Consider the following 26,613-nt stretch of genomic DNA (forward strand, 5'->3'; position numbering starts at 1 on the left):
CCCTGATGGTGCTTCGACTCCGGTTGGGGCATATATGAATGATCGTCAAACTTACCGTGTCGCGGTGTGCGCTGCACGGTTGACACGAGTCGTGTGTCTCCGAATTAGGTTGACAGCCAACCGAGTTGGACGAGCGGCGTGCCGCTCTTGCGAGTGATCAGGGTGGCGCGGCCCGGGGGGAGGCGGCGGGGGCGGGTGTTGGCGAGGAGGTCGCCTTCGCCGGGGTCGCCCGAGAGGATGACGCCCTGGGCGCCCAGTTCCTTGACGCGCTGCAGGAAGGGCTCGTACGAGGTGCGCGAGGCGCCGGCCGTGCTGCGGGCGATGATGAGGTGGACGCCGACGTCGCGGGCGAAGGGCAGGGCGCTCAGCAGGTGGTCCAGGGGGTTTCCGGCGCTCGTGGCGACCAGCTCGTAGTCGTCGACGATGACGAAGAACCGCGGCCCGCTCCACCAGTCGCGTGCGCGGAGCTGTCGCGGGGTGACGTCGGGGCCCGGGGCTCGGTGTCGCATCAGGGCGCTCAGTGCGTCCATGTGCATCTCGAGGGCGGGGGCGGCCGGGGCGTACTCCAGGAGGTGGGAATCCGGGACGGCTTCCAGGAGGGTGCGGCGGTAGTCGCCGACGATGATCCTCGCCTCGTCGGGGGTGTAGCGCTCGCTGATCTGCCGGGCCAGTAGGCGCAGCAGGGAGGTCTTGCCCGATTCGCTTTCGCCGAAGATCAGGAAGAACGGGGCGGCGTCGAAGTCGATGAAGACCGGGGCGAGGCTGTCCTCGTCGATGCCGATCGGCAGACCGAGCTGCGGGTTGTCGAGGGGCTTCGGGAGCTGTTCGGCGGGGAGTTCGCGGGGGAGGACGTGGATCTCGGGGGCGGCGGGGCCGGACCAGTGGGCGCGGACCGCGCGGACGAGGGCGGAGGTCGCGGCGGCCGGTTCCGTGGCGAAGGCAGGGCCGACCGCGGTGGTTGGGTCGGTGCCGGCGGTTGGGTCGGTGCCGGCGGGCGCGTCGGTGCCGACCGCCGGGGCGGCCGGCCCGGCGTCGGGAGTCGAGTCGGTGCCCGCGGCGGTGGCGCCGAGGCGGGGCTGAGCGGCCAGGAAGTGGAGACCTTCGGCGGTCTGCCCGCGGCCGGGGACGCCGACCGGGACGTTGGCGGCCGTCCTGCGGTTAAAGTCGGAGTCGAGGGGGTCGCCCAGGCGCAGCTCCAGGCGGTTCATGAACTGGTCCTTGAGCGCCGCTCGCACCTCCATGGAGCGGGTGGCGGTCAGGACGAGGTGGACGCCGTAGCCGAGCCCGCGGGTCGCGAGGTCCATGACCGGGCCTTCGAGCGCCTCGTGTTCCCGCTTGAAGGCGCCCCAGCCGTCGATGACGAGGAAGATGTCACCCCGGGACTCGTCGGGAAGCTCGCCCACCGCCCGTCGCTTCCGGTATGTGGCGATCGAGTCGATGCCGCGCGCGCGGAACAGCTCCTCGCGGTCGGTCAGTACGGCGGTGACCTCGGCGACCGTGCGGCGCACCCGCTCCGGGTCCAGTCGCGAGGCGACCGTGCCCACGTGCGGCAGGCTCGCGATCGCGGACAGTCCGCCGCCGCCGAAGTCCAGGCCGTAGAACTGGGCCTCGCACGGGGTGTGGGTGAGGGCGAAGGACGCGATGAGCGTGCGCAGGAGGGTGGATTTGCCGGACTGCGGGCCGCCCACCACCAGGAGGTTGCCCGCGGCATCGGAGAAGTCGCGGTAGAGGACTTCGCGCCGTTGCTCGAAGGGTTTGTCGACCAGCCCGACCGGGACGACCAGGTCGCCCGGACGCGCGTAGTCCGGCGCGTGCAGGCCGCGGGCCGGGGAGGTGGCCAGCGGGGGAAGCAGTTCGTCGAGCGCGGGGGAGGCGTCGAGGGGTGGCTGCCACACCTCGTGCGCCGCCGGGCCCTGCCCCTCCAGCCGCCGGACGATGACGTCGAGCACCGTGTCCGACAAAGCGTTGTTCGGCAGGGCGTCGTCGGACAGGGCGTCGTCCGGCGGGGCCGCGCCTCGAGCGGGGGCGGGGGAGGCGTACGCGGCCGGGACCGGTTCGGCGGTGAACAGCGCGGGCCGCCGGTCGAGCGGGGGCGCCCCGTCACCGCCGTCGACCGCCGGGTCGTGGGTGCGGTACGCGCCCGAGACGTACGCCGCCTTGAAGCGCATCATCTCGTCCGTGCCGAACTTCAGGTAGCCGGAGCCGGGCAGCGTGGGCAGGTGGTACGCGTCGGCCACCCCGATGGCGGCCCGTGACTCGGTGGCGGAGAAGGTGCGCAGGCTGATGCGGTACGACAGGTAGGTGTCCAGGCCGCGCAGCCGTCCCTCCTCCAGGCGCTGGGAGGACAGCAGCAGATGCACCCCGAGCGAGCGGCCGATGCGCCCGATCTGGATGAACATCTCGATGAAGTCCGGCTTGGCGCTGAGCAGCTCGCTGAACTCGTCGATGATCAGCAGGAGGGTGGGCAGCGGCTCCAGCGGGGCGCCCGCGGCCCGCGCGCGCTCGTAGTCGTGGACGTTGGCGTAGTTGCCCGCACCGCGGAGCATCTCCTGACGGCGCTGCAGTTCGCCCCGGATGGAATCCTCCATGCGGTCCACGAGGGTCAGATCGTCCGCGAGGTTGGTGATGACCGCGGAGACGTGCGGCAGCTCCGCCATGCCGGTGAAGGTCGCGCCGCCCTTGAAGTCCGCCAGGACGAGGTTGAGGTGTTCGGAGGAGTGGGTGACCGCGAGCGCCAGGACCAGCGTGCGCAGCAGCTCCGACTTGCCCGAACCGGTGGCGCCCACACACAGCCCGTGCGGGCCCATGCCGCCCTGCGCGGCCTCCTTCAGGTCGAGCATCACCGGTTCGCCGTCCTCGCCGGCCCCGATGGGGACCCGCAGCCGCTCGGCCGTCGTACCGGGCCGCCAGGTCCGGGTGGCGTCCACGGAGGCCGCGTCGCCGAGGTCCAGCAGGTCGGTGAAGTCCAGTTCGGCCAGCAGCGGTTCGTCCTGGTCGCCGGCGCCCGCGCGCAGCGGCGCGAGCTGGCGGGCCAGCGCCTCGGCCGCCTCCAGCGGGAGCGTGTCCGGCTCGCCTTCGTAGACCAGACCGGCGGCCGACCGCAGGACGAGCCGTCCGGGGCGTACGTCCACCGACAGGCTTCCGCGCGGCTCGTCCAGCTCGCCCGGCACCACCTCGATGACGGTGACGCCCTGGATGCCGTCCGCGTGAGCCAGCAGCGCGTCGGACGAGACCGTGCCGCCGTCGAGGATGACGACCACATGGCGCGCGTCGAGGACCGGTGGCCCGTCGGGGTTGAAGCGGGGGCGCCAGGCGAGCGGACTCCCCGACCCGTCCGGGCCGTCGGGGCTGTCCGGGCCGCCCCCGGCCAGAAGCGCCTCCAGTTGGTCCGCGTCCTGGCAGAACAGCCGCCGCGTGCCTGCCCCGTCCAGGGCGCCGGGGACCTGGGTGTGCGGCAGCCACTTCGTCCAGTCCCAGCGCGCGACGGCGTCCGGGCCGCCCGCCAGGACGGCCACGGCCAGGTCCTCGGGCGAGTGGAACGTGACGAGCTGGCCCACCAGGGCGCGCGCCGTGCCCCGGGCGGTGTCCGCGTCCCCGGCGACCGTGAGGTGGTAGAAGCGGCGCAGCGACACCGCCACCGGCAGCCCGTCCACGGCGCCGTGCAGCATCAGGAACTTCTGCATCGCGCCCGCCGCGAGCGGCTCCAGCTCGTCGACCGGCGCCGTGGTCGGGGCCACCAGCGGGGTCGACAGCTGCTGCGGGCCGACGCCGACCCGGACCTGGCCGAAGTCCTCGTCCCCCAGCCTGCGTTCCCACACCCTGCTGCCCTCGGCGACCGTCGCCCACAGCTGGTCGGGCGCCGGGTGCAGATACAGCAGCACTTCGAGCTGGCTCCGGGCGGTACGGCGCACACCGCGCCGGGTGTGCGCGAGGTACGTCAGGTAGTCCCGGCGCGCCCCCGCCGTCCGGCCCTCCGTGCCGCGCCGGAAGCGCACGACCTGGGCGGCGATGGTGGCCAGGGCCGACGCGAGCATCATCCAGCCCATGACGCGCATGAAGGGCCCCGCGCCGGAGTTGAAGAAGTAGACCATCGAGCCGCTCATGCCGAGCAGGGGCAGAAACTGGGTCAGCAGGCCGCCCTGCTCCGCGCGTGACAGCTCCGGGGGCGCTGTGAGCTGGACTTCGTCCGTGGGCACATCGGGCGGCAGCGCCCGGGGCGGACGCTTGACGACAATCTGGCTCACCGGGCGGTCAGTCCCCCTCGTTTCAGCTTCCCTGTACGGAGCGAGATCCGGTACACGTCACGCCGGTGCCGCGGTGACGTCGTCCCCCGAACCCTGTGAGCCTATCGCTACGCGCCGTCACGGTGGAGTCGCCCCCGGGACTCCTCCGGGGGAAAGCCGCCGCACGCGCGGAGGGGGCGTACACCGGTCGGTGTACGCCCCCTCCGCGCGCATCGCGCGAGCCCATGCTCAGCGCACGTCGAACTCCCCGTCCCGCGCGCCGAGCACAAAGGCGCGCCACTCCGCTTCCGTGTAGCGCAGCACCGTCTCGGGGTCGGCCGAATTGCGCATGGCCACGGCCCCGTTCGGCAGATAGGCGATCTCCACTCGCTCTTCGGTGGTGCTGCCCGGCGCGCTGAGCCACTCGACACCGGAGATGTCGAGGGCGTACAGCTCAGCCTTCTCTTTGGCGTCAGCCATCGGTGGAGAATTCCTTTCGCGATACCGCGGGAACAAACCCGCACGGCCCTTGACGGACAGTCTCATCCACCAGTGCGCACGGCGGCAATCGAACACCGCCAGTCCACACCGGAAGGACCGGGCGGACCGGCTGGACCGGGTGACCGGCTGTATCGGAAGGAGGCGGTTCGGAGCTGCCGGGTAGGGTGACTGCCGCGCGCATGTCACGAGCGGGTAAGCGGTACGACGAGGGGGCTTTGCACGTGAGTACGTACGCCACGACGAGGCGCTCGTGGAACCGCTGAGCCGGGACGACCCGCGGCGGATCGGTCCCTATCACCTCATCGCGCGGCTGGATCCGGAGGCGGGGGACACCGCGGCGGTGGCACGGTGCTTCATCGCGCGCAGCGGCGGTGGCGATCGTACGGTCCTCATCAGCGCGCCGCCGGTGGCCTCGTCGGACGACACGGGGTACCCGGAGCGGTTCCGGGCGGAGGCGGAGAACGCGCGGCTGCTGAGTGGCGCTTCGCGGTGCCCGTGGATCGTGCCTGTCATGGAGGTCTCGGGGGACGGTACGGATCTCCCGTGGAGCGCGTCCCCGTATCTCCCGATGCTGCCGCTGCCCGCCGTCCTGGAGGCGTACGGAGGGCCGCTGCCGGTGCGTACCGTACGGGCGGTCGGCGCGGTGCTGGCCGAGGCGCTGCACCAGACGCACGAGGCGGGGTTCACACATGCCGGGATCGCGCCGGCCACGGTGTTCCTGGCGGGCGACGGCCCCCGGCTGACCGGGTTCGGCGCCGTGCGGGCCGCCGGGCCGGACGGCACGGCGCGGGCCGGGCTGCCGGGGCTGGACACCGACGCCTTGCCCCCGGAACAGCTCGCGGGCGGACGGCCGCGCCCCCTGGGGGACGTCTTCGCGCTGGGCGCGGTGCTGGCGTACGCGGCGACGGGGCGGTCGCGGCCCGAAGCGGACGCGCTGCCAAAGGACTTGAGGGACACGCTGCGCGCGTGCCTCGCCCCGGACCCGGCGGACCGGCCGACGGCGCGGGCGCTGCTGGACGACCTGCTGCGCGGCGTACGCGCCCCGCTGCCCGCCCCGAGCACGGCGCGGGCGCCCGCGGGGGCGCTGCCCACGGTTGTCGACGGCGCCCCGGGTGGTCCGCCCACCCCGGGCGGCGGGCCGGGGGCGACCGCTCCGGGAGCCGGGGTCAGCCGCGCCGTGAGCCTGCTGGATCCGGGCTGGCTGCCGGCGCGGCTGGTCGTCGCGCTGGCGGAGCAGTCCGCGTCGGTGCTGGCGGCGGAGATCGACGCGGAGCCCGAGCCCGAGGCCGCCACAGAGCCCCGGGCCACGACCGGCGCCGCGACGCAGGACGAGACCGCGCAAGCGCACCAGGGCCCCGGCGGGACCACCGCGTCTCCGACGACCATGAGCCCCTCCCGGCGCGCTCTCCTCGTGGGCGCGTCCGGGAGCGTGGCGGGCCTGGCGGTGGGCGGCGGCGTCACCTGGGTGGCGACGGAGCCGGACCCACCCGCCCCGCCGACCCCGGCCCAGCGCCTCGCCGCCGCGCACCGTTCGCGGCGGCGTGTGGAGGGCGCGCCGCCCACGCCCGCGTGGCGTTACGGCATTGGGGGCGCGGCGCCGGTGTACGCCCCGCTGATCTGGCGTGATGCGGTCGCGGTCATCACGGGGGAGCGGTTCGTCGCGGGGATCGATCTGCGGACCGGTAAGCGGCTCTGGACGCAGGACGGACTCCGCCCGAAGGGGCAGCCCTGGACGGGCGGCGAGGACGCGCTGTTCGTGCCGGGCGACGGGATCGCGGCGCTGGAGCCGCGGACCGGCCGTATCCAGTGGCGGTCCAAGGAGTTCCGGCGGGGCGCGCCGACATCGTTCGAGGCGTTGCTCGCGGTCGACGGAACCACCGTGTGGTTCATGTCCGGGACAGGGGAGGGGAACGGCCGTGTCGTGGTCGCCTATGACGTCGGCCGACGCGATGAGATGTGGCGCGGAGCGTTGCCGGACGGTTTCACCGACGGGCATCTCCTCAAGGGCGCGCTCGTGGTCATGAACCCTGGCGGCCGGGGCGCGGAGCGGACCAGGGAAGCCGTGGCCTTCAGCCGGGACGCCGGAAAAAAGCTGTGGCAGCGGGTTTATCCGGGCGTGAGCGCAGAAGGGATGGTCACGACCGACGGCGACCGCACACTGATCGCCGCCGCCGACAGCACCCTGCGGGGATTCGACGCGCTCCGGGGCGGCAAGGGGCTGTGGTCCGTCGAGGCGCTCGGAAAGGATGGCGCAGGCCATCGCCCCGACTTCGGGCTGCCCCTCGTCCACGGAAACACCGCGTACGCCGCGGACGGTGGCTACGCCCTCCACGCGATCGAGGCGACGACCGGCCGGATCCGCTGGCAACGCACCTATGGATTCGTGCTGAAGGGACTGTCCGCGCCGCGCACCCCCGACATGCTGGTCAGCCCGGCGGGACACCGGGCGCTGATGGCAGGGGACGCGGAAGTGGACGCGTTCGACGCCGAGGACGGTGCGTTGCTGTGGCGCTTCACCGACGCGGGGGGCACCGCGGACAAGGGATCGGCGCGCCGCAAGGTGGCGGTCACGGACGACCGGGTCGTCGTGATCGGTCATCAGAGCGTGTACGCGCTGCCACTGGACTAGCTGGACGGGGGAAGGGCCTATGGAACCGCCGCACGTGCCGGACGTGGACGGCCGGACCGGTGCGACCGACGACGGTACGGAGCGGATCGGCCCGTACCGCGTCCTCGCCCCATGGGACGGGGACGGGGCGGCTGAGGACGCGCGCCGCCGCCTCGCGCGTGACGACCGTACGGGCCGCATCGTCGTCCTGACGCTGCCGCAACCGGCGCTGGCCGAAGACCCGGCCTATCGGGTGCGGTTCCGGGCGGAGGCCGAGAACTCCCGCCGTCTGACCGGGCGTTGGACAGCGCGCGTCGCCGATATCGCTCCGGCGGACGCCCCGCTCGCCTGGGTGGCCCACGACTGCTTCCCCGCCCTCACTCTGCCCGCCGCGCTGGCCGCGCACGGCGGCCCGCTCCCGGAGCCGGTCGTCCGCGCGCTGGGCGCGGCCCTCGCCGAGACGCTGGCGGGCGCGCACGCAGGCGGTCTGGTGCATGCCGGGATGTCGCCGAGCGCGGTGCTGCTCACCTCCGACGGCCCCCGGCTGACCGGCTACGGGCTGGTCCGGGCCGCGGCGCTGGACCGGAGCGAGCGCGCGGGACCGTGCGGTGTGGACCCCACTGCCCTGCCGCCGGAACAGCGGGCGGGCGAATGGCCGCGGCCCCCGGGCGACGTTTACGCGCTCGGCGCGGTGCTGGCCTACGCCGCGACGGGCCGGCCGTCGGGCGATATCGGGGCGCTGCCGCAAACGCTCCGGGAAGCAATCACCCCCTGCCTGTCAGCGGACCCCGCACACCGGCCCCGGCCCGCCGCCCTGCTCCAGGCGCTCCGTACGCCCGCGGGCTCCGGCTGCGGTCTGCCGGAGGCCATCGCGACAGCCCTCGCCGAACAGGTCGCCCGGTACCCGATGGAGGCGGTACCGGACGCGACGGAGTCCACCGGCCGCGACGAGGCCCGCAGGGCCTCCCGGCGATCGCTCGCCATCGGCGGCCTGGCCGGGCTGGCCGGGCTCGTCCTGGGGTCGGGAGGGGTGGCCGTGTGGCGCGCGACGGCGGACGAAGGGCCGACCCGCCGCGCCCCGCTGTCCGTAAGAGGGACCGCCCCCGCCCCGCTGTGGCGGCGCGACATCGACTTCGGCCTCGAAGGCCCGCCCGTCCTCGCGGGCGGGAACGTCGCCCTGATGGCGGGCGGGAGCGCGGTGACGGCGGTGCGGCTGCGCGATGGCAAGAAGCTCTGGACACGTGAGAACATGTGGCCCTCGCAGACGCTCATGCCCCTCGCCGGTGGACTCTTCCTCAGCTCCCGTGCGGGCATGGCCGAAAGCGAGTTCGCGGCCGTCTCGACGCGCACCGGAAAGGTCACGTGGACCGAGCGGAGATACGACGACGGAAAACTCCCCGCGTTTCTGGGCCCCTTGGCGACCCGCGGCAACACGCTCTGGTTCATGGCCGGGAAGTCCGAAGGAGACCGCGTCAAGACGATGGTGATCGCCTACGACCTCGAGAAGCGTGAGGAACTGTGGCGCACTCCGCTCCCTTCCGGGGGCTCGGCCGATGACGAGGAGAGCCCAGGAGTGCTCAGCGGCGGCGCCCTCATCGTCGAGAACAACGGCCCGCCGGGCAGCGGCTTCCTGCGGACCGAGGGAAAGACCTGGTCGTACGCGGCGCTCAGGCAGCGGGACGGCAAGAAGCTGTGGACGCGCGACTATGAAGGCGTGAGCGCCGAATTCCAGGGCGCCTTCCGGACCGTCGCCCCCGGAGACCTGCTGATCGCCAGCGATGACAAGGCCGTCCGCGCCCACGACCTCACCAGTGGCAAGCGGCGCTGGCGGTTCACGACCAAGGGATACATGTACACCAAGCCCGCCATACGGGGCCGCACCCTCTGCGTCACCGACGAGGACAGCGTCACCTACGCCGTCGACACGCGCACCGGACATCCGCGGTGGCGGCGGGGAGCCGCCGTCGAGCCCCAGGGCGAGATGAGGTACAGCGAGACCGTGATCAGCCACGCCGGCCGGACCGTGCTTCAGGTCAACACCGGCGAAATCGAGGCGCTGAACGCGGCCGACGGATCGCTGCGCTGGCGCTTCGCCCCTGTCGGCAGCGGTCAGGGCGCCGGCGGCTTCAGCGGCTATGTGGACACCGCGCCGGGCATGGCCGTCGTCGTGAACGGAAGTTCCCTCTACGCGCTGCCGGTGGACTGATTCGGATATGGCGCATCCCCTCACCCACGACGACCCGCGACGGCTCGGCGCGTACGTCCTCGTCGCCCGCCTCGGCAGCGGCGGCATGGGCACCGTGTACCTCGGCCGCTCCCCGGGCGGACGTACGGTCGCGCTGAAGACCATGCACCGGCGGTTCGCCGCGCAGACCGAGTTCCGTACCCGCTTCCGGCTGGAGATCGACGCGGCCCGCGTCATCGGCGGGCAGTACGGCGCCCAGGTCGTCGACGCCGATCCGCTCGCCGCGACTCCCTGGTTCGCCACCGAGTACGTCCTCGGCCCGCCGCTCGACGACGCGGTCGCCCTCTGCGGCGCGCTGCCCGAACCGGCCGTACGGGCGCTCGGCGCCGCCCTGTGCGACGCGCTCGCCCAGCTGCACCGCTCCGACGTCGTGCACCGCGACCTCAAACCGTCCAACATCCTGCTGACCGCCCGCGGCCCCAAGGTCATCGACTTCGGCATCGCCCGGGCCGCGGGCGACGACCGGCTGACCCGTACGGGCGCGGCGGCCGGAACCCCCGCCTACATGTCGCCCGAGCAGGCGGTCGGCGGCGAACACACCCCGGCGGGCGATGTCTTCGCCCTCGCCGGGGTGCTGGTCTTCGCGGCGACCGGCCGCCCGCCCTTCGGCACCGGGCAGCCCGCGGACCTGCTCTACCGGGTGCGGTACGCGGAGCCGGACCTGACCGGCGTGCCGGACGGTCTGCGCCCGGCGCTGGAGCGGTGCCTCGCCAAGGACCCGGAGCGGCGGCCCGGCACGGCGGAGCTGGGCGCGCTCCTCCACGAACGAGCCCCCGACGGTGCCCCCGGCGGAATCGGCGACCTCGTGGACCACCTTCCGGACGCGCTGCTCGCCGACATCGCGCGGCGCAGCGCGGCCGTATGGGAGATCCAGCCCGCCCGACTGCCCGTACCGGACGAGGAGTCCACCACCCTGACCTCCCTGACCTCCCTGTCGCGCCGCCCCCGCGTCACCCGCCGCAGGCTGCTCACCCTCGGCGGCGGCGTGCTCGCCGCGGGCGGCGCGGCGGGCGCCTGGGGCCTGCTCGCCCGCGGTGACGACACGGCGGACAGCGGGCGGAAGGCCCGGCCCCGGAGGACGCCGGGAGGCGCGCCGCGCCTCGCGTGGAAGGCCACCGTGGGCCGGAACCTGGCCGTGGGGGACGCCACCGTGCTCACCGTCGGGGACGACCTGGCCCTGGTCTCGGAGGGCGAGCTGCTCTGTGTCGACGCGAGAACCGGCAGGCGGCGCGCGGAGAGTGAGCTGGTGGCGGACGCGAAGACCGTCCTGTCGGACGGCGAACGGCTGTTCGCGCTGGATGGCAGCGCCTCGAAGCTCCGCCTGGTCCCCGTCGACCTCGCCACGGGCAGCTTCCGGGCGTCGCTGGCCGAGTTCGGCGACCTCGACCCGCTGGAGACGCGCCTGGTGATCGCGGTAGGCCGATCGCTGGTCATCGAAGGGAAGTCCCGCAAGGGATGGGTGCGGATCGCCGTCGACTCCCGGACCGGTGAGCAGAGATGGCGCCGCTCGATGCCCACGCCGGGCGACACCGTCGCCGGCCTGGTCGCGACTCCCTTGGGCTCGTCGTTCCTCCGGACCCAGGGGGAGTCGGCCTCCCTGATCGACGCCCGAACCGGGGCGGCCCGCTGGTCGGTGCGGGTTCCAGCGAAGCACGCGAACGGTCTCGACGCGGGGAGGCGTCATGCCCTCTCCCCGGACCATGTGTTCCTCGGCAGCTCGGAACTGCTCGCGCTGCGGCTCGCCGACGGCAAGACCGCGTGGAACTTCGGCAAGGGCCGGAAGTTCGGCGAGAACTACGACCCGGAGGCCCAGCACTACGGCCCGCCGGTCTTCAAGGACGATGTCGTCTATACGACGGAGCGCAACAACCGCCTCATCGCCCTGGACGCACGGAACGGCCGTCTGCTGTGGGAGGAGGACAAGGCCACCGCGTCCGCGCTCTTTTTCGCCGCCACCTCCGCCGTGAGCGGCGGGTACTTCTACGCCTCGCCGGACAACGACGCCCAGTGGATCGCTGCGATCGATCTGCGGACGCACCGTGTCGCCTGGACCTTCCAGAGCCCCTTCGGTGACCAGGGCGGAATCTCCCCGGCGATCATGGCCTTCCCCAAGGCCGGGCGGCTCATCGTCGTGCGCGGCCCCGCCGTATGCGCCCTACCGCTCGACGAGTAGCGCCTCCCCACCCCACCCCGCCCCCGCCACCCCATCTCCAGGAGCCCCATGAACCCCCTCGGCACCGGCGACCCCCTCCGCCTCGGCCCGTACCGCCTCACCGGCGTGCTCGGAGCCGGCGGGATGGGCCAGGTGTACCTCGGGCGGGACGCACAGGGCCGGACCGCGGCGGTCAAGGTGCTGCGGCCCGAGCTGGCGCACGATCCGGAGATGGCCCGGCGCTTCCTGCGCGAGGCGTACGCGGCGCAGTCCGTGCGCGGCGACGGGGTGGCACGGGTGCTGGCGGCGCGGACCGAGGGCGGACGGCCGTGGATCGCCACCGAGTTCCTGGCAGGGCCCACCCTCGACCAGGCCGTCGAGCGGTACGGGGCCCTCGGCGAACCCGCCGTCAGGGCGCTGGGCGCGGCACTGGTGACGACGCTGCGGGAGATCCACGGGGCGGGGCTGGTGCACCGCGACCTCAAGCCGTCGAACATCGTGCTGACCTCGCGCGGCCCCAGGATCATCGACTTCGGCATCGCCCGCCCCGAGCACGGACTCACCCTCACCACCACCGGACAGACGCTCGCCACCCCCGGCTACGCCGCGCCCGAGCAGGTCCTCGGGCGGCGGACCGGGCCCGCGGGGGACGTGTTCTCCCTCGGTGTGGTCCTGGCGTACGCGGCGGGTGGGCGGCCGGTCTACGAGGGCGGGCACGTGGCCGCCGTGCAGTACCAGGTGGTGCACGGTGAGCCGGAACTGGGCGCGGTGCCGCAGGACATACGGGCCCTGGTCGCCCCCTGCCTCGCCAAGGAGGCCGCGGACCGGCCCGACCTCGACGCCCTCGCCGGGCAGCTGACGCCGCCCCGCGGCGCCGGGCGGATCTGGCGGACCGGGTCGCTCGCGGAGGACATCGCACGACGCGAGGCGGACGCCCGCCGGATGGCCACCATGCCCGGCGACGAACCGTCCCGCCCCACCCGCCGCAGACTGCTCACCACCCTCGCCGCGGGCGGCGCGGTGCTCGCGGCGGGCGGCGGCGCCGGGGCGTGGTGGCTGCTGAGCGGCGACGAGGACACGGCGGGCGGGGCGCGGCCCTGGGACGCCAAGCCGCTGGCGCACTACGACGAGGGCACCGCGCCCTCGCCTCTGTGGGGGCCCGTCGACATCGGCCCCCTGCACCTCGCCGACCGAGCCGTACCCGCGCCGTTCCCCATCCATGACCTCGTCCTCGTCCCGGCCGCGGGCGGACGGCTGCGCGCCTACCGCGTACGCGACGGAAAGCCGCGCTGGACGTCGAAGGGCACCGGTCTGACCGGCCGCGCCCTCGCGGCCCCTGACGGCACCGTTCTCGTCGCTGACACCCGGGGTGCCGTACGGGCGCTGCGCGCCGCGGACGGCACCGAGCGGTGGGAGGCCGACCGGGCGGACGCGCGCGCCCTGCTGGCCGCCGATGACCAGGCCGTCTACCTCGTCACCCGCGACGGCCGTATCCGCGCCGTATCGCTCACCTCCCGCGCGACCCTGTGGACCGCGCCGGGCCCCACCGGCCGGACCACCCCCGCCGCGACGGCGGCCGGTGACAGGCTCGTGGTCCACGCCGCCGACGGCAGGGTGACCGGGTACGACACCGCCGACGGCAAGCCCGTCTGGCACCGCGACCGGCAGGGCTCCACCCCGCTCGCCCCGGTCACCGCCGACGGCACGGTCTATCTGGGCGGACGCACCCTGGCCGCGCTCTCGCTCGCGGACGGCGAGGAGAAGTGGGCGCGCACCGCCACCGGAGACCTCGGCTGGAGCGCGCCGGCCGTGCGCGACGGCACCGTCCACGCCGTGGACGCCACCGACTTGACCGCGCGCCGGGCATCGGACGGCTCGGACACCTGGACGGTGACGGTCTCGTCCGAACAGCATCCGCTCGCGCCGCCGGTGGTGCAGGGCAACAGCGTCTGGACGGTGATCGACGACTACGGTCAGCGGGGCATCACGACCGTGGACGCGCGCAGCGGAAGCGTCGCCTGGCCGTACGCCCAGGGCGGCGCGGGCGCCTGGCGGCTGGCCGGAGCCGGAAACCGGGTCTTCCTGCTGCACGACGAGAAGCTGACGGCGATGCCGGTGTTCTAGGACGACGGTTCAGTCCGATTCACCGCCACACCACACGATCCCCCTCCCCGGAGACACCCTTGGACAGCGACACGCTGGACGCGTACATACGGGCCCGCCTGGCACTGGCCGGGGTCGACCTCGACCAGCTCCCGGACGTGGCCGACCCGGACACCGGGACGCCCACCCGCGCCGTGATCATGCTGGCGTTGCGCGAGTTCGTCGCCACGACGCCCGGCGCGCTCGCCGACTGGACGCCGCCGGCCGGCGGCGTGGGCGGCGCGCTGGGGGCGGCGTACGCGCAGCAGGAGGCCGCGCCGCTCGCGTACCCGTCGATCACCACCGGCTGGACCGGGGAGGCGGGCCGCTGATGGGCCGGGACCTCAACCGCCGTACGTTCCTCGCCGCTTCGGCCGCCGCCGGGGCCGGTGGCGCCCTCGCCGCGTCCGCCACACCGGCCTCCGCGGCCCCTGCCCGCACCTCCGCCGCAACCGGCACGCCCGGCGCCCCCGCCGTCGCCGTGCCCGATCTGCCCGTGCGCGAGGCGGCGCGGCACGACCCCACGGAGGCCACGCTCGCCGAGGCCGTCGTCCTGATCCGCACCGGCCGTCTCACCTCCGCGGATCTCGTCCAGGCGTATCTGGACCGGATCGAGAAGTACGACAAGACCTACCAGGCGTACGCCGAGGTGACCCGGAAACAGGCGCTCCTCGCGGCCTACGCGGCGGACCGGGCGAACCGCGGCGAGGACCGAAAGCGCGCGCCGCTGGCCGGAGTTCCGCTGTGCGTCAAGGACAACTACTTCACCAAGGGCGTGCCCACCCGCGCCAACTCCTTCATCTTCGAAGACTTCGTGCCGGTCACCGACGCCACCGCCGTCGCCCGGCTCAAGGCGGCGGGCGGCATCCTGCTCGGCAAGGGGCAGATGGGACCGCTGGCCACCACCCGTGCCACCACGCCGGGCGGCCTGGTCACCACCGTCAACGCCTGGACGCCCGACAATCCGCTCATCGACCCCGGCGGTTCGTCCACGGGACCGGCCTGCGCGGTCGCCGGGCGGATGGCGTCGTCCTCCATCGGCACCCAGACCGGCGGCTCCATCGTCAACCCGGCCAACCGGCAGAACCTCACCGGCCTGAAGCCCACCATGGGCCGGGTCTCCCTGAACGGCGTCATCCCGCTCTCGTACACCCGCGACCACTGCGGTCCGATCGCCCGCGACGCGATGGACGCGGCGGTCATGCTGACCGTCATGGCCGGTCCGGACGCCGAGGATCCGCGGACCCAGGGCCTGCCGCGCCTGCCCGACCTGGTGCGCGCGGCCACCCCCGTGGTCTCGCCCAAGGGGAAGGTACGGCTGCGCCGGCCCACCCGGATCGGGGTGCCGCCGGGGTTCACCGACGGCATCGCCCGGAGTGAGGCGCTCCTGGACACCCTGGCGGATCTGCCCGGCGTCACCCTCGTGGAGGTCCGCTACCCCGCCGACTGGTCACTGCTGACCGGTAGCGCGTTCAACGCCGCACGCCTGAGCGAGCGCACCGAGCCCTTCCGGCACTGGCTGCGCCAGGACCTGACGAAGTTCGGCGTCTCGGTGCTGGGCTGGCTGCAGGGGCTGATGATCTCCGGCGACGAGTGGATCACCGCGCAGCGCGCCAAGCACCACTTGCTGCGCGCGGTGCTCGACGGTCCGTTCGACCACTGTGACGTGCTGCTGCAGACCAGCCCGGTACCGTTCGACATCCTGGGCCTTCCGGAGATCGGCTTCCCCATCGGCTTCACGGCCGGCGTGCCGACCGGGGCGATCCTCGGCGGGGCACCGTACGAGGAGGACCGCCTGCTGGAGGTGGTCGCCGCCTATCAGGCGGTCACCGACTGGCACGAGCGGCGCCCGGTGGATCCGGCCCTGGAGCCCGTCAAGCGGGTCGTCCGCCCGCTGCTGGACGCCGTGGAGGCCGCGGCCTCCAGCGCGTAGTGCCGGAGGCCGCCCGTGCGTAGTGCGGCGGCCGTGAGTGCGCAGTGGCCGCGGCGGCCTGAAGGATCCCGCCCGGGACACTGGTACTCTGTGTGCTGGCCGTTTGCGTACGCGCCCCCGGAGCCTTCTGCGAAGGTCCTGGAGACAGCGCCCAGCGGACCCCGCCTTCCGAGTCACGGAAGATCCCCTGAGACACCGACCAGGGGCACTCGGCGGCTGAAACTGAGAAACCTAGGAGTACGTGTGTCGCTCGACGCCGCTACGAAGAAGCAGATCATGACCGAGTTCGCCACGAAGGAAGGCGACACCGGCTCCCCGGAGGTCCAGGTCGCGCTGCTTTCGCGCCGCATCTCGGACCTGACCGAGCACCTCAAGACCCACAAGCACGACCACCACTCCCGCCGTGGTCTGCTGCTGCTGGTCGGCCAGCGCCGCCGGCTGCTGCAGTACCTGGCGAAGAAGGACATCACGCGCTTCCGTGCGCTGGTCGAGCGCCTCGGCATCCGTCGCGGTGCGGCGGGCGCCAAGTAAGTCGTCGTGGAGGGAGCGGTTCCCGGGTCAGGGGGCCGCTCCCTTCGCTGTACGCGGCCTCTCGCGCCGCGTCGCCCCCTCGGCACGGAGCGTATTTTGTCCGCTACGTCCCGTACGCGCCAGACCGCACACCCATCGTGATGATGGCCGAAGCTTTGTAGTCTGGTCCCAACAACGCCATAACGCACGAGGAGGAGCGCCTCATTCCCGCCGCACCGGCGCCATAGGAGCCGGTCCTCGGTAGTGGCTCCCGGAACTGGCAATTTCCGGTGGCTTCGATCGAAGACCGGCCCGGCAGCCGGACAGCAAGGCCCGGAGGCGCTGCTCCACCACCGTCCACCGTCATACGGACGGGGACGCAGACGAGGAGATTTCCCTGGTGGAGAACGAGACCCACTACGCCGAGGCCGTCATCGACAACGGCACCTTCGGCACCCGCACCATCCGTTTCGAGACGGGCCGCCTGGCCCGTCAGGCCGCCGGCTCGGCCGTGGCCTACCTGGACGACGACACCATGGTGCTGTCGGCCACCACCGCTTCGAAGAACCCCAAGGACCAGCTCGACTTCTTCCCGCTGACGGTCGACGTCGAGGAGCGGATGTACGCCGCCGGACGCATCCCCGGCTCGTTCTTCCGCCGTGAGGGCCGCCCGTCCGAGGACGCGATCCTCACCTGCCGCCTCATCGACCGCCCGCTGCGCCCGTCCTTCAAGAAGGGCCTGCGCAACGAGATCCAGGTCGTCGAGACGATCATGGCGCTCAACCCCGACCACCTCTACGACGTGGTCGCGATCAACGCCGCATCCTGCTCCACCCAGCTGGCGGGCCTGCCCTTCTCCGGCCCGATCGGCGGCACCCGCGTCGCCCTGATCAAGGGCCAGTGGGTCGCCTTCCCGACCCACAGCGAGCTGGAGGACGCCGTCTTCGACATGGTCGTCGCCGGTCGCGTCCTGGAGGACGGCGACGTCGCGATCATGATGGTCGAGGCCGAGGCCACCCAGCAGACCATCCAGCTGGTCAAGGACGGCGCCGAGGCGCCGACCGAGGAGATCGTCGCGGCCGGCCTCGAGGCCGCCAAGCCGTTCATCAAGGTCCTGTGCAAGGCCCAGTCGGACCTCGCCGCCAAGGCCGCCAAGCCCACCGGCGAGTTCCCGATCTTCCTGGACTACCAGGACGACGTGCTGGAGGCGCTCACCGCCGCCGTGCGCGACGAGCTGTCCCAGGCGCTGACCATCGCGGGCAAGCAGGAGCGCGAGGCCGAGCTGGACCGCGTCAAGGGTCTGGCCGCCGAGAAGCTGCTGCCGCAGTTCGAGGGACGCGAGAAGGAGATCTCCGCCGCGTACCGCTCGCTGACCAAGTCCCTGGTGCGCGAGCGCGTCATCAAGGAGAAGAAGCGCATCGACGGCCGCGGCGTCACGGACATCCGTACGCTCGCCGCCGAGGTCGAGGCGATCCCGCGGGTCCACGGCTCGGCGCTGTTCGAGCGCGGCGAGACCCAGATCCTGGGCGTCACCACGCTGAACATGCTCCGCATGGAGCAGCAGCTCGACACGCTCTCGCCCGAGACGCGCCGCCGCTACATGCACAACTACAACTTCCCGCCGTACTCCACCGGTGAGACCGGCCGCGTGGGCTCCCCCAAGCGCCGCGAGATCGGTCACGGCGCGCTGGCCGAGCGGGCGCTGCTGCCCGTGCTGCCGACCCGCGAGGAGTTCCCGTACGCCATCCGCCAGGTCTCCGAGGCGCTCGGCTCCAACGGTTCGACCTCCATGGGCTCGGTCTGCGCCTCCACGATGTCGCTGCTGAACGCCGGTGTGCCGCTGAAGGCCCCGGTCGCGGGCATCGCGATGGGCCTGATCTCCCAGGAGATCGACGGCGAGACCCACTACGTCACCCTCACCGACATCCTCGGTGCGGAGGACGCGTTCGGTGACATGGACTTCAAGGTCGCCGGCACCAAGCAGTTCGTGACCGCCCTCCAGCTGGACACCAAGCTGGACGGCATCCCGGCGTCCGTCCTGGCCGCGGCCCTCAAGCAGGCCCGCGACGCCCGGCTGCACATCCTCGACGTGATGATGGAGGCCATCGACACGCCGGACGAGATGTCCCCGAACGCCCCGCGGATCATCACCGTCAAGATCCCGGTGGACAAGATCGGTGAGGTCATCGGCCCCAAGGGCAAGATGATCAACCAGATCCAGGAGGACACCGGCGCCGAGATCACCATCGAGGACGACGGCACGATCTACATCGGTGCCGCCGACGGACCGGCCGCCGAGGCCGCCCGCGCGACCATCAACGGCATCGCCAACCCGACGATGCCCGAGGTCGGCGAGCGCTACCTGGGCACGGTCGTGAAGACCACCACCTTCGGCGCCTTCGTCTCCCTGCTCCCGGGCAAGGACGGGCTGCTGCACATCTCGCAGATCCGCAAGCTCGCCGGTGGCAAGCGCGTGGAGAACGTCGAGGACGTGCTCGCGGTGGGCTCCAAGGTGCAGGTCGAGATCGCCGAGATCGACCAGCGCGGCAAGCTCTCGCTGCACCCGGTCATCGAGGGTGAGGACGACAAGGACGACGAGGCGAAGGACGCTGCTTCCGACAGCGGCTCCGCCGCGGGAGCCAAGTGACGTACGACGACGATGTGACGACGGCCCGCACCTCCTCGGAGGGGCGGGCCGTCGCCCGTACCCAAACGCTTCTCCCGGGCGAGAACGGCATCGGGACGGTCCGCAGGACCACGCTCCCCAGCGGTCTGCGCATCCTCACCGAAACCCTGCCGTCCGTGCGCTCCGCCACCTTCGGTATCTGGGCGCACGTGGGCTCCCGCGACGAGACCCCCACGCTGAACGGCGCCACCCACTACCTGGAGCACCTGCTCTTCAAGGGCACCCGGCGGCGCAGCGCGCTCGACATCTCCGCGGCCATCGACGCCGTCGGCGGCGAGATGAACGCGTTCACCGCCAAGGAGTACACCTGCTACTACGCGCGGGTGCTCGACACCGATCTGCCGCTGGCCATCGACGTCGTCTGCGACATGCTGACCGGCTCGGTGATCGACGGGAGGGACGTGGACGCCGAGCGCGGCGTCATCCTCGAAGAGATCGCGATGACCGAGGACGACCCGGGCGACTGCGTCCACGACCTGTTCGCGCACACCATGCTGGGCGACACCCCGCTCGGCCGCCCGGTCCTGGGCACCGTCGACACCGTCAACGGGCTCGGCCGCGACCAGATCGCCCGCTTCTACGAGAAGCACTACGATCCGACCCATCTGGTCGTCGCCGCCGCGGGCAACGTCGACCACGACACGGTCGTGGCGCAGGTCAGCGACGCCTTCGGGCAGGCGGGCGCCCTCACCCGCGGCGACGCGGTCCCGGTCGCCCCGCGCGCCGGTTCCCGGGCGATCCGCACCGCCGGCCGGGTCGAGCTGCTGAACCGCAAGACCGAGCAGGCGCACGTCATCCTCGGCATGCCCGGCATCCCGCGCACCGACGACCGGCGCTGGGCGCTCGGCGTGCTCAACACGGCGCTCGGCGGCGGCATGAGCTCCCGGCTCTTCCAGGAGGTCCGGGAGAAGCGCGGCCTCGCCTACAGCGTCTACTCCTACAACTCCGGCTTCGCCGACTGCGGTCTCTTCGGCGTCTACGCGGGCTGCCGCCCGAGCCAGGTGCACGACGTCCTCAAGATCTGCCGCGACGAGCTGGACCAGGTCGCGCGCGACGGCCTCACCGACGAGGAGCTGCGGCGCGCCATCGGCCAGCTCTCCGGCTCCACGGTGCTCGGCCTGGAGGACACCGGCGCGCTGATGAACCGCATCGGCAAGAGCGAGCTGTGCTGGGCCGACCAGATGTCGGTGGACGACATGCTCGCCCGGATCCAGTCGGTCACCCCGGACGAGGTGCGCGAGGTGGCCCGCGATGTACTGGGGCAGCGTCCTTCGCTGTCGGTCATCGGCCCGCTGAAGGACAAGCAGGCGGCCCGGCTGGACGAGGCCGTCGCCTAGCCGGAGAAGAGCCGCCCGGCCGGAGAAGCCGTCCGACCGGAGAAAGCGAAGGAAGAGGAACGATGAGCAAGCTGCGCGTGGCCGTCCTCGGTGCCAAGGGCCGGATCGGCTCCGAGGCCGTACGAGCCGTCGAGGCCGCCGAGGACATGGAACTGGTCGCCGCGCTGGGCCGGGGCGACAAGCTGGAGACCATGGTCGAGGCGGGCGCCGAGGTCGCGGTCGAGCTGACCGACCCGGGCTCGGTGATGGGCAACCTCGACTTCTGCGTACGGCACGGCATCCACGGCGTCGTCGGCACCACCGGCTGGACCGACGAGCGCCTCGCGCAGCTGCGCGGCTGGCTCGACGGCTCGCCCCGCACCGGCGTGCTCATCGCCCCGAACTTCTCCATCGGCGCCGTCCTGACCATGCGCTTCGCCCGTCAGGCCGCCCGCTTCTTCGAATCGGTCGAGGTCATCGAGCTGCACCACCCCAACAAGGTGGACGCCCCCTCGGGCACCGCGGCCCGTACCGCCCAGCTGATCGGCGAGGCCCGCCGAGAGGCGGGCTGCGCCCCGCAGCCGGACGCGACGGCCACGGCGCTGGAGGGCGCGCGGGGCGCCGAGGTGGACGGCGTGCCGGTGCACTCGGTACGGCTGCGCGGGCTCCTCGCCCACCAGGAGGTCCTGCTCGGCGGCGAGGGCGAGACCCTCACCATCCGGCACGACTCGATCCACCACAGCAGCTTCATGCCGGGCATCCTGCTCGGCGCGCGGCGCGTGGTGACCACCCCCGGCCTGACCTTCGGCCTGGAACACTTCCTCGATCTGGACTGAGGGCACACCGGTGCGCGCAAAGATCACGTATTTCGTCCTCGCGGCCGTCCTGGTCGTCTACTTCGTGCTGGTCGGCGACCGCGGGGTGCTTCTCATCCGGGAGGGCACCCCGGTGACCATCGCCTATGGCGCGGCCGTGCTGGTGCTGCCGCTCATCGGCGGCTGGTTCCTGTGGCAGACCACCCAGTTCGCGCGCAACGCCGACCGGCTCGCGCGCGAACTGGACGCCGAGGGCGGCCTGCCGGTCGACGAGCTGGTACGGACCCCCGGCGGGCGCATCGACCGGGACTCGGCGGACGCGGTCTTCGCCAAGCGGCGGGCCGAGACGGAAGCGTCGCCGGAGGACTGGCGCTCCTGGTTCCGGCTCGCCATCGCGTACCACGACGCCCGCGACACCGCCCGCGCCCGCAAGGCGATGCAGCGCGCCATCGCCCTCCACGACGGCAAGCCGGTCCGGGCCGCGGACGGCTCCGGCTGACGGCACCACGGGCTCAGCGGCCGCTCAGCGGCCGCGCCGGGCCGCCTGCTCGTCGAGTGCGTCGGCGGCCGCCCGGAAGGCCTCGGGGCGCCCCAGGAAGTCGGTGTCATGGCTGGTCATCAGGGTCAGCGGGGCGCCGCCCGACGTCCGCTCGGCGAGCACCGCCTGCCCCTGCACCGTGAGCGGAAGGCCCAGCTGGCGCACCGGCTGCTGGACCGTACGTATCGACGCGACGTCCTGCCAGGCGACCGTGGTGGACGAGAACAGCCCGGTCCGCCGCAGCCCCCGCTCGTTCGCCCGGACGCCCGCCTGCACCATCCGGACCGCGAAGCCCATCACCAGCGTCGCCGCGGCGACGCACACCCCCGCGGCCGGTCCCGAGCCCGCCAGGGCGATGATCAGCGCCGAGAAGAGGAGGTACGAGGCGAGCAGCAACAGCACCGCCGCCCCGCCCACCTTCCAGGGCCCCGGCCGGTACGGGCGGCGCCAGCGCTCGGGGTCCTCGTAGGCGACATCGGCATGCGTGACGTCGACATGCGCGAGCGGGGCCGCTTCGGGCCCCGCTCGGTCGTCGTCATGTGCGCGGTCGGCTGTCAGGAAGGGCAGTGGCACGGATCGTCCTCACTCACACACGTCCGGTGGTCTGTGGTGAGCGAGGCTATCCCAGCACAGCTCAGCGCCCGTTCGAGGCCTCCTGCGCCTGGTGGGTGGGGTGCGACTGACTGTCGAGCGCGGGCATGCCGAACATCAGTGCGCCGACGAAACCGGCGACGATCGTCAGCCCCATCAGCGTCCGGCCGGTTATCTCGGACCGGGACGCCCGGGGGCGGGGTGGCGGGGTGACATTGCTGCGGAAACGGTCGGCTTCGGCGACGAAGGCGAACGGTACGGGCTCTCGCCGGCGGAACATGAGCGGGCTCTCCTTGGAACCTCGGGCGCGGGTACTTCAGTGTGTTGGACGTGTGAACGACCATTCTGGTGCCCTGTTTCAAGAACTTCAGCCAAAATTTTCTGCGGGGGTCCGCGCACGTGTTCACACGAGGGTCCGTGCGGGGGTCCGGGGGAGCGGAGCTGTCGGTGGCGGCCCGTAAGCTGGGCCCGCCCCGAGCGATGCGACATGGAAGGACCCGTCGGTGAGCGAGACCCCCGCCGAGAGCCCGGCCGAGACCGAGAAGGCCAGTTTCCGCAGCGATGTGACCGTCGAGCTGGTGAAGCACAGCGCCGCCGACTCCGACGTCCTGTGGGCCGCGAGGGTGTCCACCGCGGGTGAGCAGTCCCTCGAGGAGCTGACGAAGGACCCGGAGCGCTCCAAGGGGTTGATCAACTTCCTGATGCGCGACCGGCACGGCAGCCCGTTCGAGCACAACTCGATGACCTTCTTCATCAGCGCCCCGATCTTCGTCTTCCGCGAGTTCATGCGGCACCGCGTGGGCTGGTCGTACAACGAGGAGTCCGGCCGTTACCGCCGTCTGGAGCCGGTCTTCTACGTGCCCGGCGAGGACCGCAAGCTGGTCCAGCAGGGCCGCCCGGGGAAGTACGAGTTCGTCGAGGGCACCCCCGAGCAGCACGCGCTGACCGGCCGCGCGATGGAGGACGCCTACCGCCACGCGTACGAGGCGTACCAGGAGATGCTGGCCGCCGGGGTCGCCCGTGAGGTGGCCCGCGCGGTGCTCCCGGTCGGCCTGTACTCCTCGATGTACGCGACGTGCAACGCGCGCTCGCTGATGCACTTCCTGGGCCTGCGCACCCAGCACGAGCAGGCCGCCGTGCCGTCCTTCCCGCAGCGGGAGATCGAGATGGTGGGCGAGAAGATGGAGGAGGCGTGGGCCGGGCTGATGCCGCTCACCCATGCCGCGTTCAACGCCAATGGCAGGGTCGCTCCGTAGCGCGAGCGAAGTGTCCGTATTGCGGCGTTTCGAGAAGTTCATCTAGGCTGAACAAAGGGCCCGGCACTGCTTGAACCCCCGAGCAGGCAGTGCCGGGTCCTCTCTGATGGCGCTGTTCCGCCGCCCCGAGCGAGCGCCGCGGGGCGCGCTACGAGTAGCGTGGTGCCCATGGCACCGACATCCACATCGCAGACCCCTTTCGGGCGGGTGCTGACCGCCATGGTCACGCCATTCACCGCTGACGGAGCGCTCGACCTCGACGGCGCCCAGCGGCTCGCCACTCATCTGGTGGACGCCGGCAATGACGGCCTGATCGTCAACGGCACCACCGGCGAGTCCCCGACCACCAGCGATGTGGAGAAAGCCGAGCTCGTACGAGCCGTGGTGGAGGCGGTCGGCGACCGCGCCCACGTCGTAGCCGGAGCCGGCACCAACGACACCCGGCACAGCGTCGAGCTGGCCCGCGGGGCGGAGCAGGCGGGTGCCCATGGCCTGCTCGCGGTCACGCCGTACTACAGCAAGCCCCCGCAGGAGGGCCTCCTCCGCCACTTCACCGCCATCGCGAACGCCACCGGCCTGCCGGTCATGCTCTATGACATCCCCGGCCGCAGCGGCGTCCCGATCAGCACCGAGACCATGGTCCGGCTCGCCGAGCACCCGCGCATCGTCGCCAACAAGGACGCCAAGGGCGACCTCGGGCGTGCCAGCTGGGCCATCGCCCGCAGCCGCCTCGCCTGGTACTCCGGCGACGACATGCTGAACCTGCCGCTGCTGTCGGTCGGCGCCGTCGGTTTCGTCTCCGTGGTGGGCCACCTCGTCAGCCCCGAACTGCGCGCGATGCTCGAGGCCCACCTCCAGGGCGACGTCGCGAAGGCAACGGAGATCCACCAGCAGCTGCTCCCGGTCTTCACCGGGATGTTCCGCACCCAGGGCGTCATCACGTCCAAGGCCGCGCTCGCCCTCCAGGGCCTGCCGGCGGGGCCGCTGCGCCTGCCGCTCGTCGAGCTGACTCCCGAGGAAACGGAACAGCTCAAGCGCGATCTTGCCGCCGGCGGGGTACAGCTCTAGTCAAAGACGCGATGATCGCATCTTCATACTTCACAACTGCATACAGACACATCAGCAAGTGCACGAATGTCACGCGCGCCATGTGCCCCAGGGGGCATGTGGCGCGCGTGGTGAGGAGAGTCTTTTGAGTCATCCGCATCCCGAGCTCGGCCCGCCGCCGAAGCTCCCGGAGGGTGGCCTGCGTGTCACCCCTCTGGGTGGCCTCGGCGAGATCGGCCGCAACATGACGGTCTTCGAATATGGTGGCCGGCTGCTGATCGTCGACTGCGGGGTGCTCTTCCCCGAGGAGGAGCAGCCCGGAGTCGACCTGATCCTGCCGGACTTCACGTCCATCCGGGACCGCCTCGACGACATCGACGGCATCGTGCTCACGCACGGCCACGAGGACCACATCGGCGGCGTCCCGTTCCTGCTCCGCGAGAAGCCGGACATCCCGCTGATCGGCTCCAAGCTGACGCTCGCCCTGATCGAGGCGAAGCTTCAGGAGCACCGGATCCGCCCCTACACGCTGGAGGTGGAGGAGGGGAACCTGGAGCGGATCGGCCCCTTCGAGTGCGAGTTCGTGGCGGTCAACCACTCCATCCCGGACGCCCTCGCGGTCGCCATCCGCACCCCGGCCGGCCTGGCCGTGCACACCGGCGACTTCAAGATGGACCAGCTGCCGCTGGACGGCCGTCTCACCGACCTGCCCGCCTTCGCCAAGCTCGGCGAGGAGGGCATCGACCTGCTGCTGGTGGACTCCACCAACTCCGAGGTCCCCGGTTTCGTCCCGCCGGAACGCGACATCTCCGGCGTCCTGGGCCAGGTCTTCGCGAGCGCCCAGAAGCGCATCATCGTGGCGAGCTTCGCCAGCCATGTGCACCGCATCCAGCAGATCCTCGACGCGGCCCATGAGTACGGGCGCCGGGTGGCCTTCGTCGGCCGCTCGATGGTCCGCAACATGGGGATCGCCCGCGACCTGGGCTATCTGCGGGTCCCGGCGGGCCTCGTGGTGGACGTGAAGACCCTCGACGACCTCCCGGACGACGAGGTGGTGCTCGTCTGCACCGGCTCCCAGGGCGAGCCGATGGCCGCGCTGTCCCGGATGGCCAACCGCGATCACCAGATCCGCATCGTCCCGGGCGACACGGTGATCCTGGCGTCGTCGCTCATCCCGGGCAACGAGAACGCGGTCTACCGGGTCATCAACGGGCTCACGCGCTGGGGCGCGAACGTCATCCACAAGGGCAACGCCAAGGTGCACGTCTCCGGCCACGCCTCGGCCGGTGAGCTGCTGTACTTCTACAACATCTGCAAGCCCAGGAACCTGATGCCGGTCCACGGCGAATGGCGCCATCTGCGCGCCAACGCCGAACTGGGCGCCCTCACGGGAGTCCCGAAGAACCGCTGCGTCATCGCCGAGGACGGAGTGGTGGTCGACCTCGTCGACGGCATCGCGAAGATCACCGGCAAGGTGCAGGCGGGCTATGTGTACGTGGACGGCCTCTCGGTCGGCGACGTCACCGAAAGCTCGCTCAAGGACCGCCGCATCCTGGGCGAGGAGGGCATCATCTCGGTCTTCGTGGTCGTCGACAGCACGACCGGCAAGATCGTGGGAGGTCCGCACATCCAGGCACGAGGCTCCGGCATCGAGGACGGTGCTTTCGCCGCGGTCCTCCCGAAGATCGAGGACTCCCTGGCCAAGGCGGCCTCCGACGGCGTCGCGGACTCGCACCAGATCCAGCAGCTCGTGCGCCGCGCCGTGGGCAAGTGGGTGTCCGACAGCTACCGTCGGCGCCCGATGATCCTCCCCGTGGTGGTCGAGGTCTGACGCGACCTCAGCTCCAGGAGAGCGCTGAACCCCGGGCGGGGCTCCTCGATTTGCATCGAGGAGCCCCGCTCCAGTACGTTTACGGCTCCGCCAGAGGGGGAACCCGGAGCACTCATACCGCTTCGGAGGAGCCCGAAGGCGGGGGTGGAAATCCGGCTCAGAGGATTCTGATAAAGTCGGAGACACCGAAAGGGAAGGCCCTCCAACGGCCACCGGAAG

General features: G+C 72.2%; 18 protein-coding genes. 14 read left to right on the forward strand and 4 right to left on the reverse strand.

The genetic code is table 11. The features are described 5' to 3' along the window. Positions 1–104 precede the first annotated feature (104 nt). Positions 105–4,244: a type VII secretion protein EccCa gene (gene eccCa / locus ASC60_RS31340; RefSeq protein WP_055556886.1), complete on the reverse strand. Its 4,140-nt coding sequence runs from the start codon at positions 4,242–4,244 to the stop codon at positions 105–107. 228 nt (positions 4,245–4,472) lie between these two features. Further along, complete coding sequence (locus ASC60_RS31345; RefSeq protein ID WP_055556888.1) at positions 4,473–4,703, reverse strand: DUF397 domain-containing protein; 231 nt, start codon at positions 4,701–4,703, stop codon at positions 4,473–4,475. A 271-nt stretch (positions 4,704–4,974) separates the two neighbouring features. On the opposite strand from ASC60_RS31345, the gene ASC60_RS41855 reads away from it, so the two are divergent. From ASC60_RS41855 to ASC60_RS31400, 11 genes are all read left to right on the forward strand, one after another. Further along, complete coding sequence (locus ASC60_RS41855; protein ID WP_063787241.1) at positions 4,975–7,353, forward strand: PQQ-binding-like beta-propeller repeat protein; 2,379 nt, start codon at positions 4,975–4,977, stop codon at positions 7,351–7,353. Positions 7,354–7,372: 19 nt separating this feature from the next. Then, the gene (locus ASC60_RS31355) at positions 7,373–9,538 is read left to right on the forward strand and encodes a PQQ-binding-like beta-propeller repeat protein (RefSeq protein WP_055556890.1); all 2,166 of its coding nucleotides are present in this window, start codon (positions 7,373–7,375) and stop codon (positions 9,536–9,538) included. Between the two features lie 7 nt (positions 9,539–9,545). Continuing rightward, a complete protein-coding gene (locus ASC60_RS31360) occupies positions 9,546–11,750 on the forward strand; it encodes a PQQ-binding-like beta-propeller repeat protein (RefSeq protein WP_055556892.1) in 2,205 nt (734 codons plus the stop codon). 48 nt (positions 11,751–11,798) lie between these two features. Then, positions 11,799–13,853: a PQQ-binding-like beta-propeller repeat protein gene (locus ASC60_RS31365; RefSeq protein ID WP_055556894.1), complete on the forward strand. Its 2,055-nt coding sequence runs from the start codon at positions 11,799–11,801 to the stop codon at positions 13,851–13,853. A gap of 59 nt (positions 13,854–13,912) precedes the next feature. After that, positions 13,913–14,203 carry a hypothetical protein gene (locus ASC60_RS31370; RefSeq protein WP_055556896.1) on the forward strand — a complete coding sequence of 97 codons (291 nt, stop codon included), beginning with the start codon at positions 13,913–13,915 and terminating at the stop codon, positions 14,201–14,203. After that, positions 14,203–15,804, forward strand: a complete 1,602-nt coding sequence (locus ASC60_RS31375) for an amidase (protein WP_055556898.1) — start codon at positions 14,203–14,205, stop codon at positions 15,802–15,804. Before ASC60_RS31370 ends, ASC60_RS31375 begins: the two co-directional genes overlap by 1 nt. A gap of 243 nt (positions 15,805–16,047) precedes the next feature. Continuing rightward, positions 16,048–16,335, forward strand: coding sequence for a 30S ribosomal protein S15 (gene rpsO / locus ASC60_RS31380; RefSeq protein ID WP_009714645.1), 288 nt, complete (start codon positions 16,048–16,050; stop codon positions 16,333–16,335). A 379-nt stretch (positions 16,336–16,714) separates the two neighbouring features. Next, a complete protein-coding gene (locus ASC60_RS31385; RefSeq protein ID WP_055556900.1) occupies positions 16,715–18,961 on the forward strand; it encodes a polyribonucleotide nucleotidyltransferase in 2,247 nt (748 codons plus the stop codon). Then, on the forward strand, positions 18,958–20,337 hold the full coding sequence (locus ASC60_RS31390; protein WP_055556902.1) for a pitrilysin family protein: 1,380 nt from the start codon (positions 18,958–18,960) through the stop codon (positions 20,335–20,337). The genes ASC60_RS31385 and ASC60_RS31390 overlap by 4 nt, the downstream gene beginning before the upstream one ends. A gap of 62 nt (positions 20,338–20,399) precedes the next feature. Continuing rightward, positions 20,400–21,152 (forward strand): 4-hydroxy-tetrahydrodipicolinate reductase, encoded by a 753-nt coding sequence (gene dapB, locus ASC60_RS31395; protein WP_055556904.1) that lies wholly within the window; start codon positions 20,400–20,402, stop codon positions 21,150–21,152. Positions 21,153–21,162: 10 nt separating this feature from the next. Beyond that, entirely contained in the window at positions 21,163–21,630 is a 468-nt protein-coding gene (locus ASC60_RS31400) for a tetratricopeptide repeat protein (RefSeq protein ID WP_055556906.1), read from the forward strand. Positions 21,631–21,654: 24 nt separating this feature from the next. On the opposite strand, the gene ASC60_RS31405 is transcribed toward ASC60_RS31400, so the two are convergent. Continuing rightward, positions 21,655–22,242: a hypothetical protein gene (locus ASC60_RS31405; RefSeq protein WP_055556908.1), complete on the reverse strand. Its 588-nt coding sequence runs from the start codon at positions 22,240–22,242 to the stop codon at positions 21,655–21,657. A 61-nt stretch (positions 22,243–22,303) separates the two neighbouring features. Further along, the gene (locus ASC60_RS31410; RefSeq protein ID WP_055556910.1) at positions 22,304–22,540 is read right to left on the reverse strand and encodes a hypothetical protein; all 237 of its coding nucleotides are present in this window, start codon (positions 22,538–22,540) and stop codon (positions 22,304–22,306) included. A gap of 223 nt (positions 22,541–22,763) precedes the next feature. Between ASC60_RS31410 and thyX the strand changes: the two genes are divergently transcribed. From thyX to ASC60_RS31425, 3 genes are all read left to right on the forward strand, one after another. Beyond that, positions 22,764–23,516: an FAD-dependent thymidylate synthase gene (thyX, locus tag ASC60_RS31415; RefSeq protein ID WP_055556912.1), complete on the forward strand. Its 753-nt coding sequence runs from the start codon at positions 22,764–22,766 to the stop codon at positions 23,514–23,516. 168 nt (positions 23,517–23,684) lie between these two features. Further along, entirely contained in the window at positions 23,685–24,584 is a 900-nt protein-coding gene (gene dapA, locus ASC60_RS31420; protein ID WP_055556914.1) for a 4-hydroxy-tetrahydrodipicolinate synthase, read from the forward strand. Between the two features lie 124 nt (positions 24,585–24,708). Continuing rightward, positions 24,709–26,394: a ribonuclease J gene (locus ASC60_RS31425; RefSeq protein WP_055556916.1), complete on the forward strand. Its 1,686-nt coding sequence runs from the start codon at positions 24,709–24,711 to the stop codon at positions 26,392–26,394. Positions 26,395–26,613 lie beyond the last annotated feature (219 nt).

Origin of the sequence: Streptomyces sp. NBRC 110028, from assembly GCF_001417735.1 — a bacterium.
Taxonomy (GTDB): Bacteria; Actinomycetota; Actinomycetes; order Streptomycetales; family Streptomycetaceae; genus Streptomyces.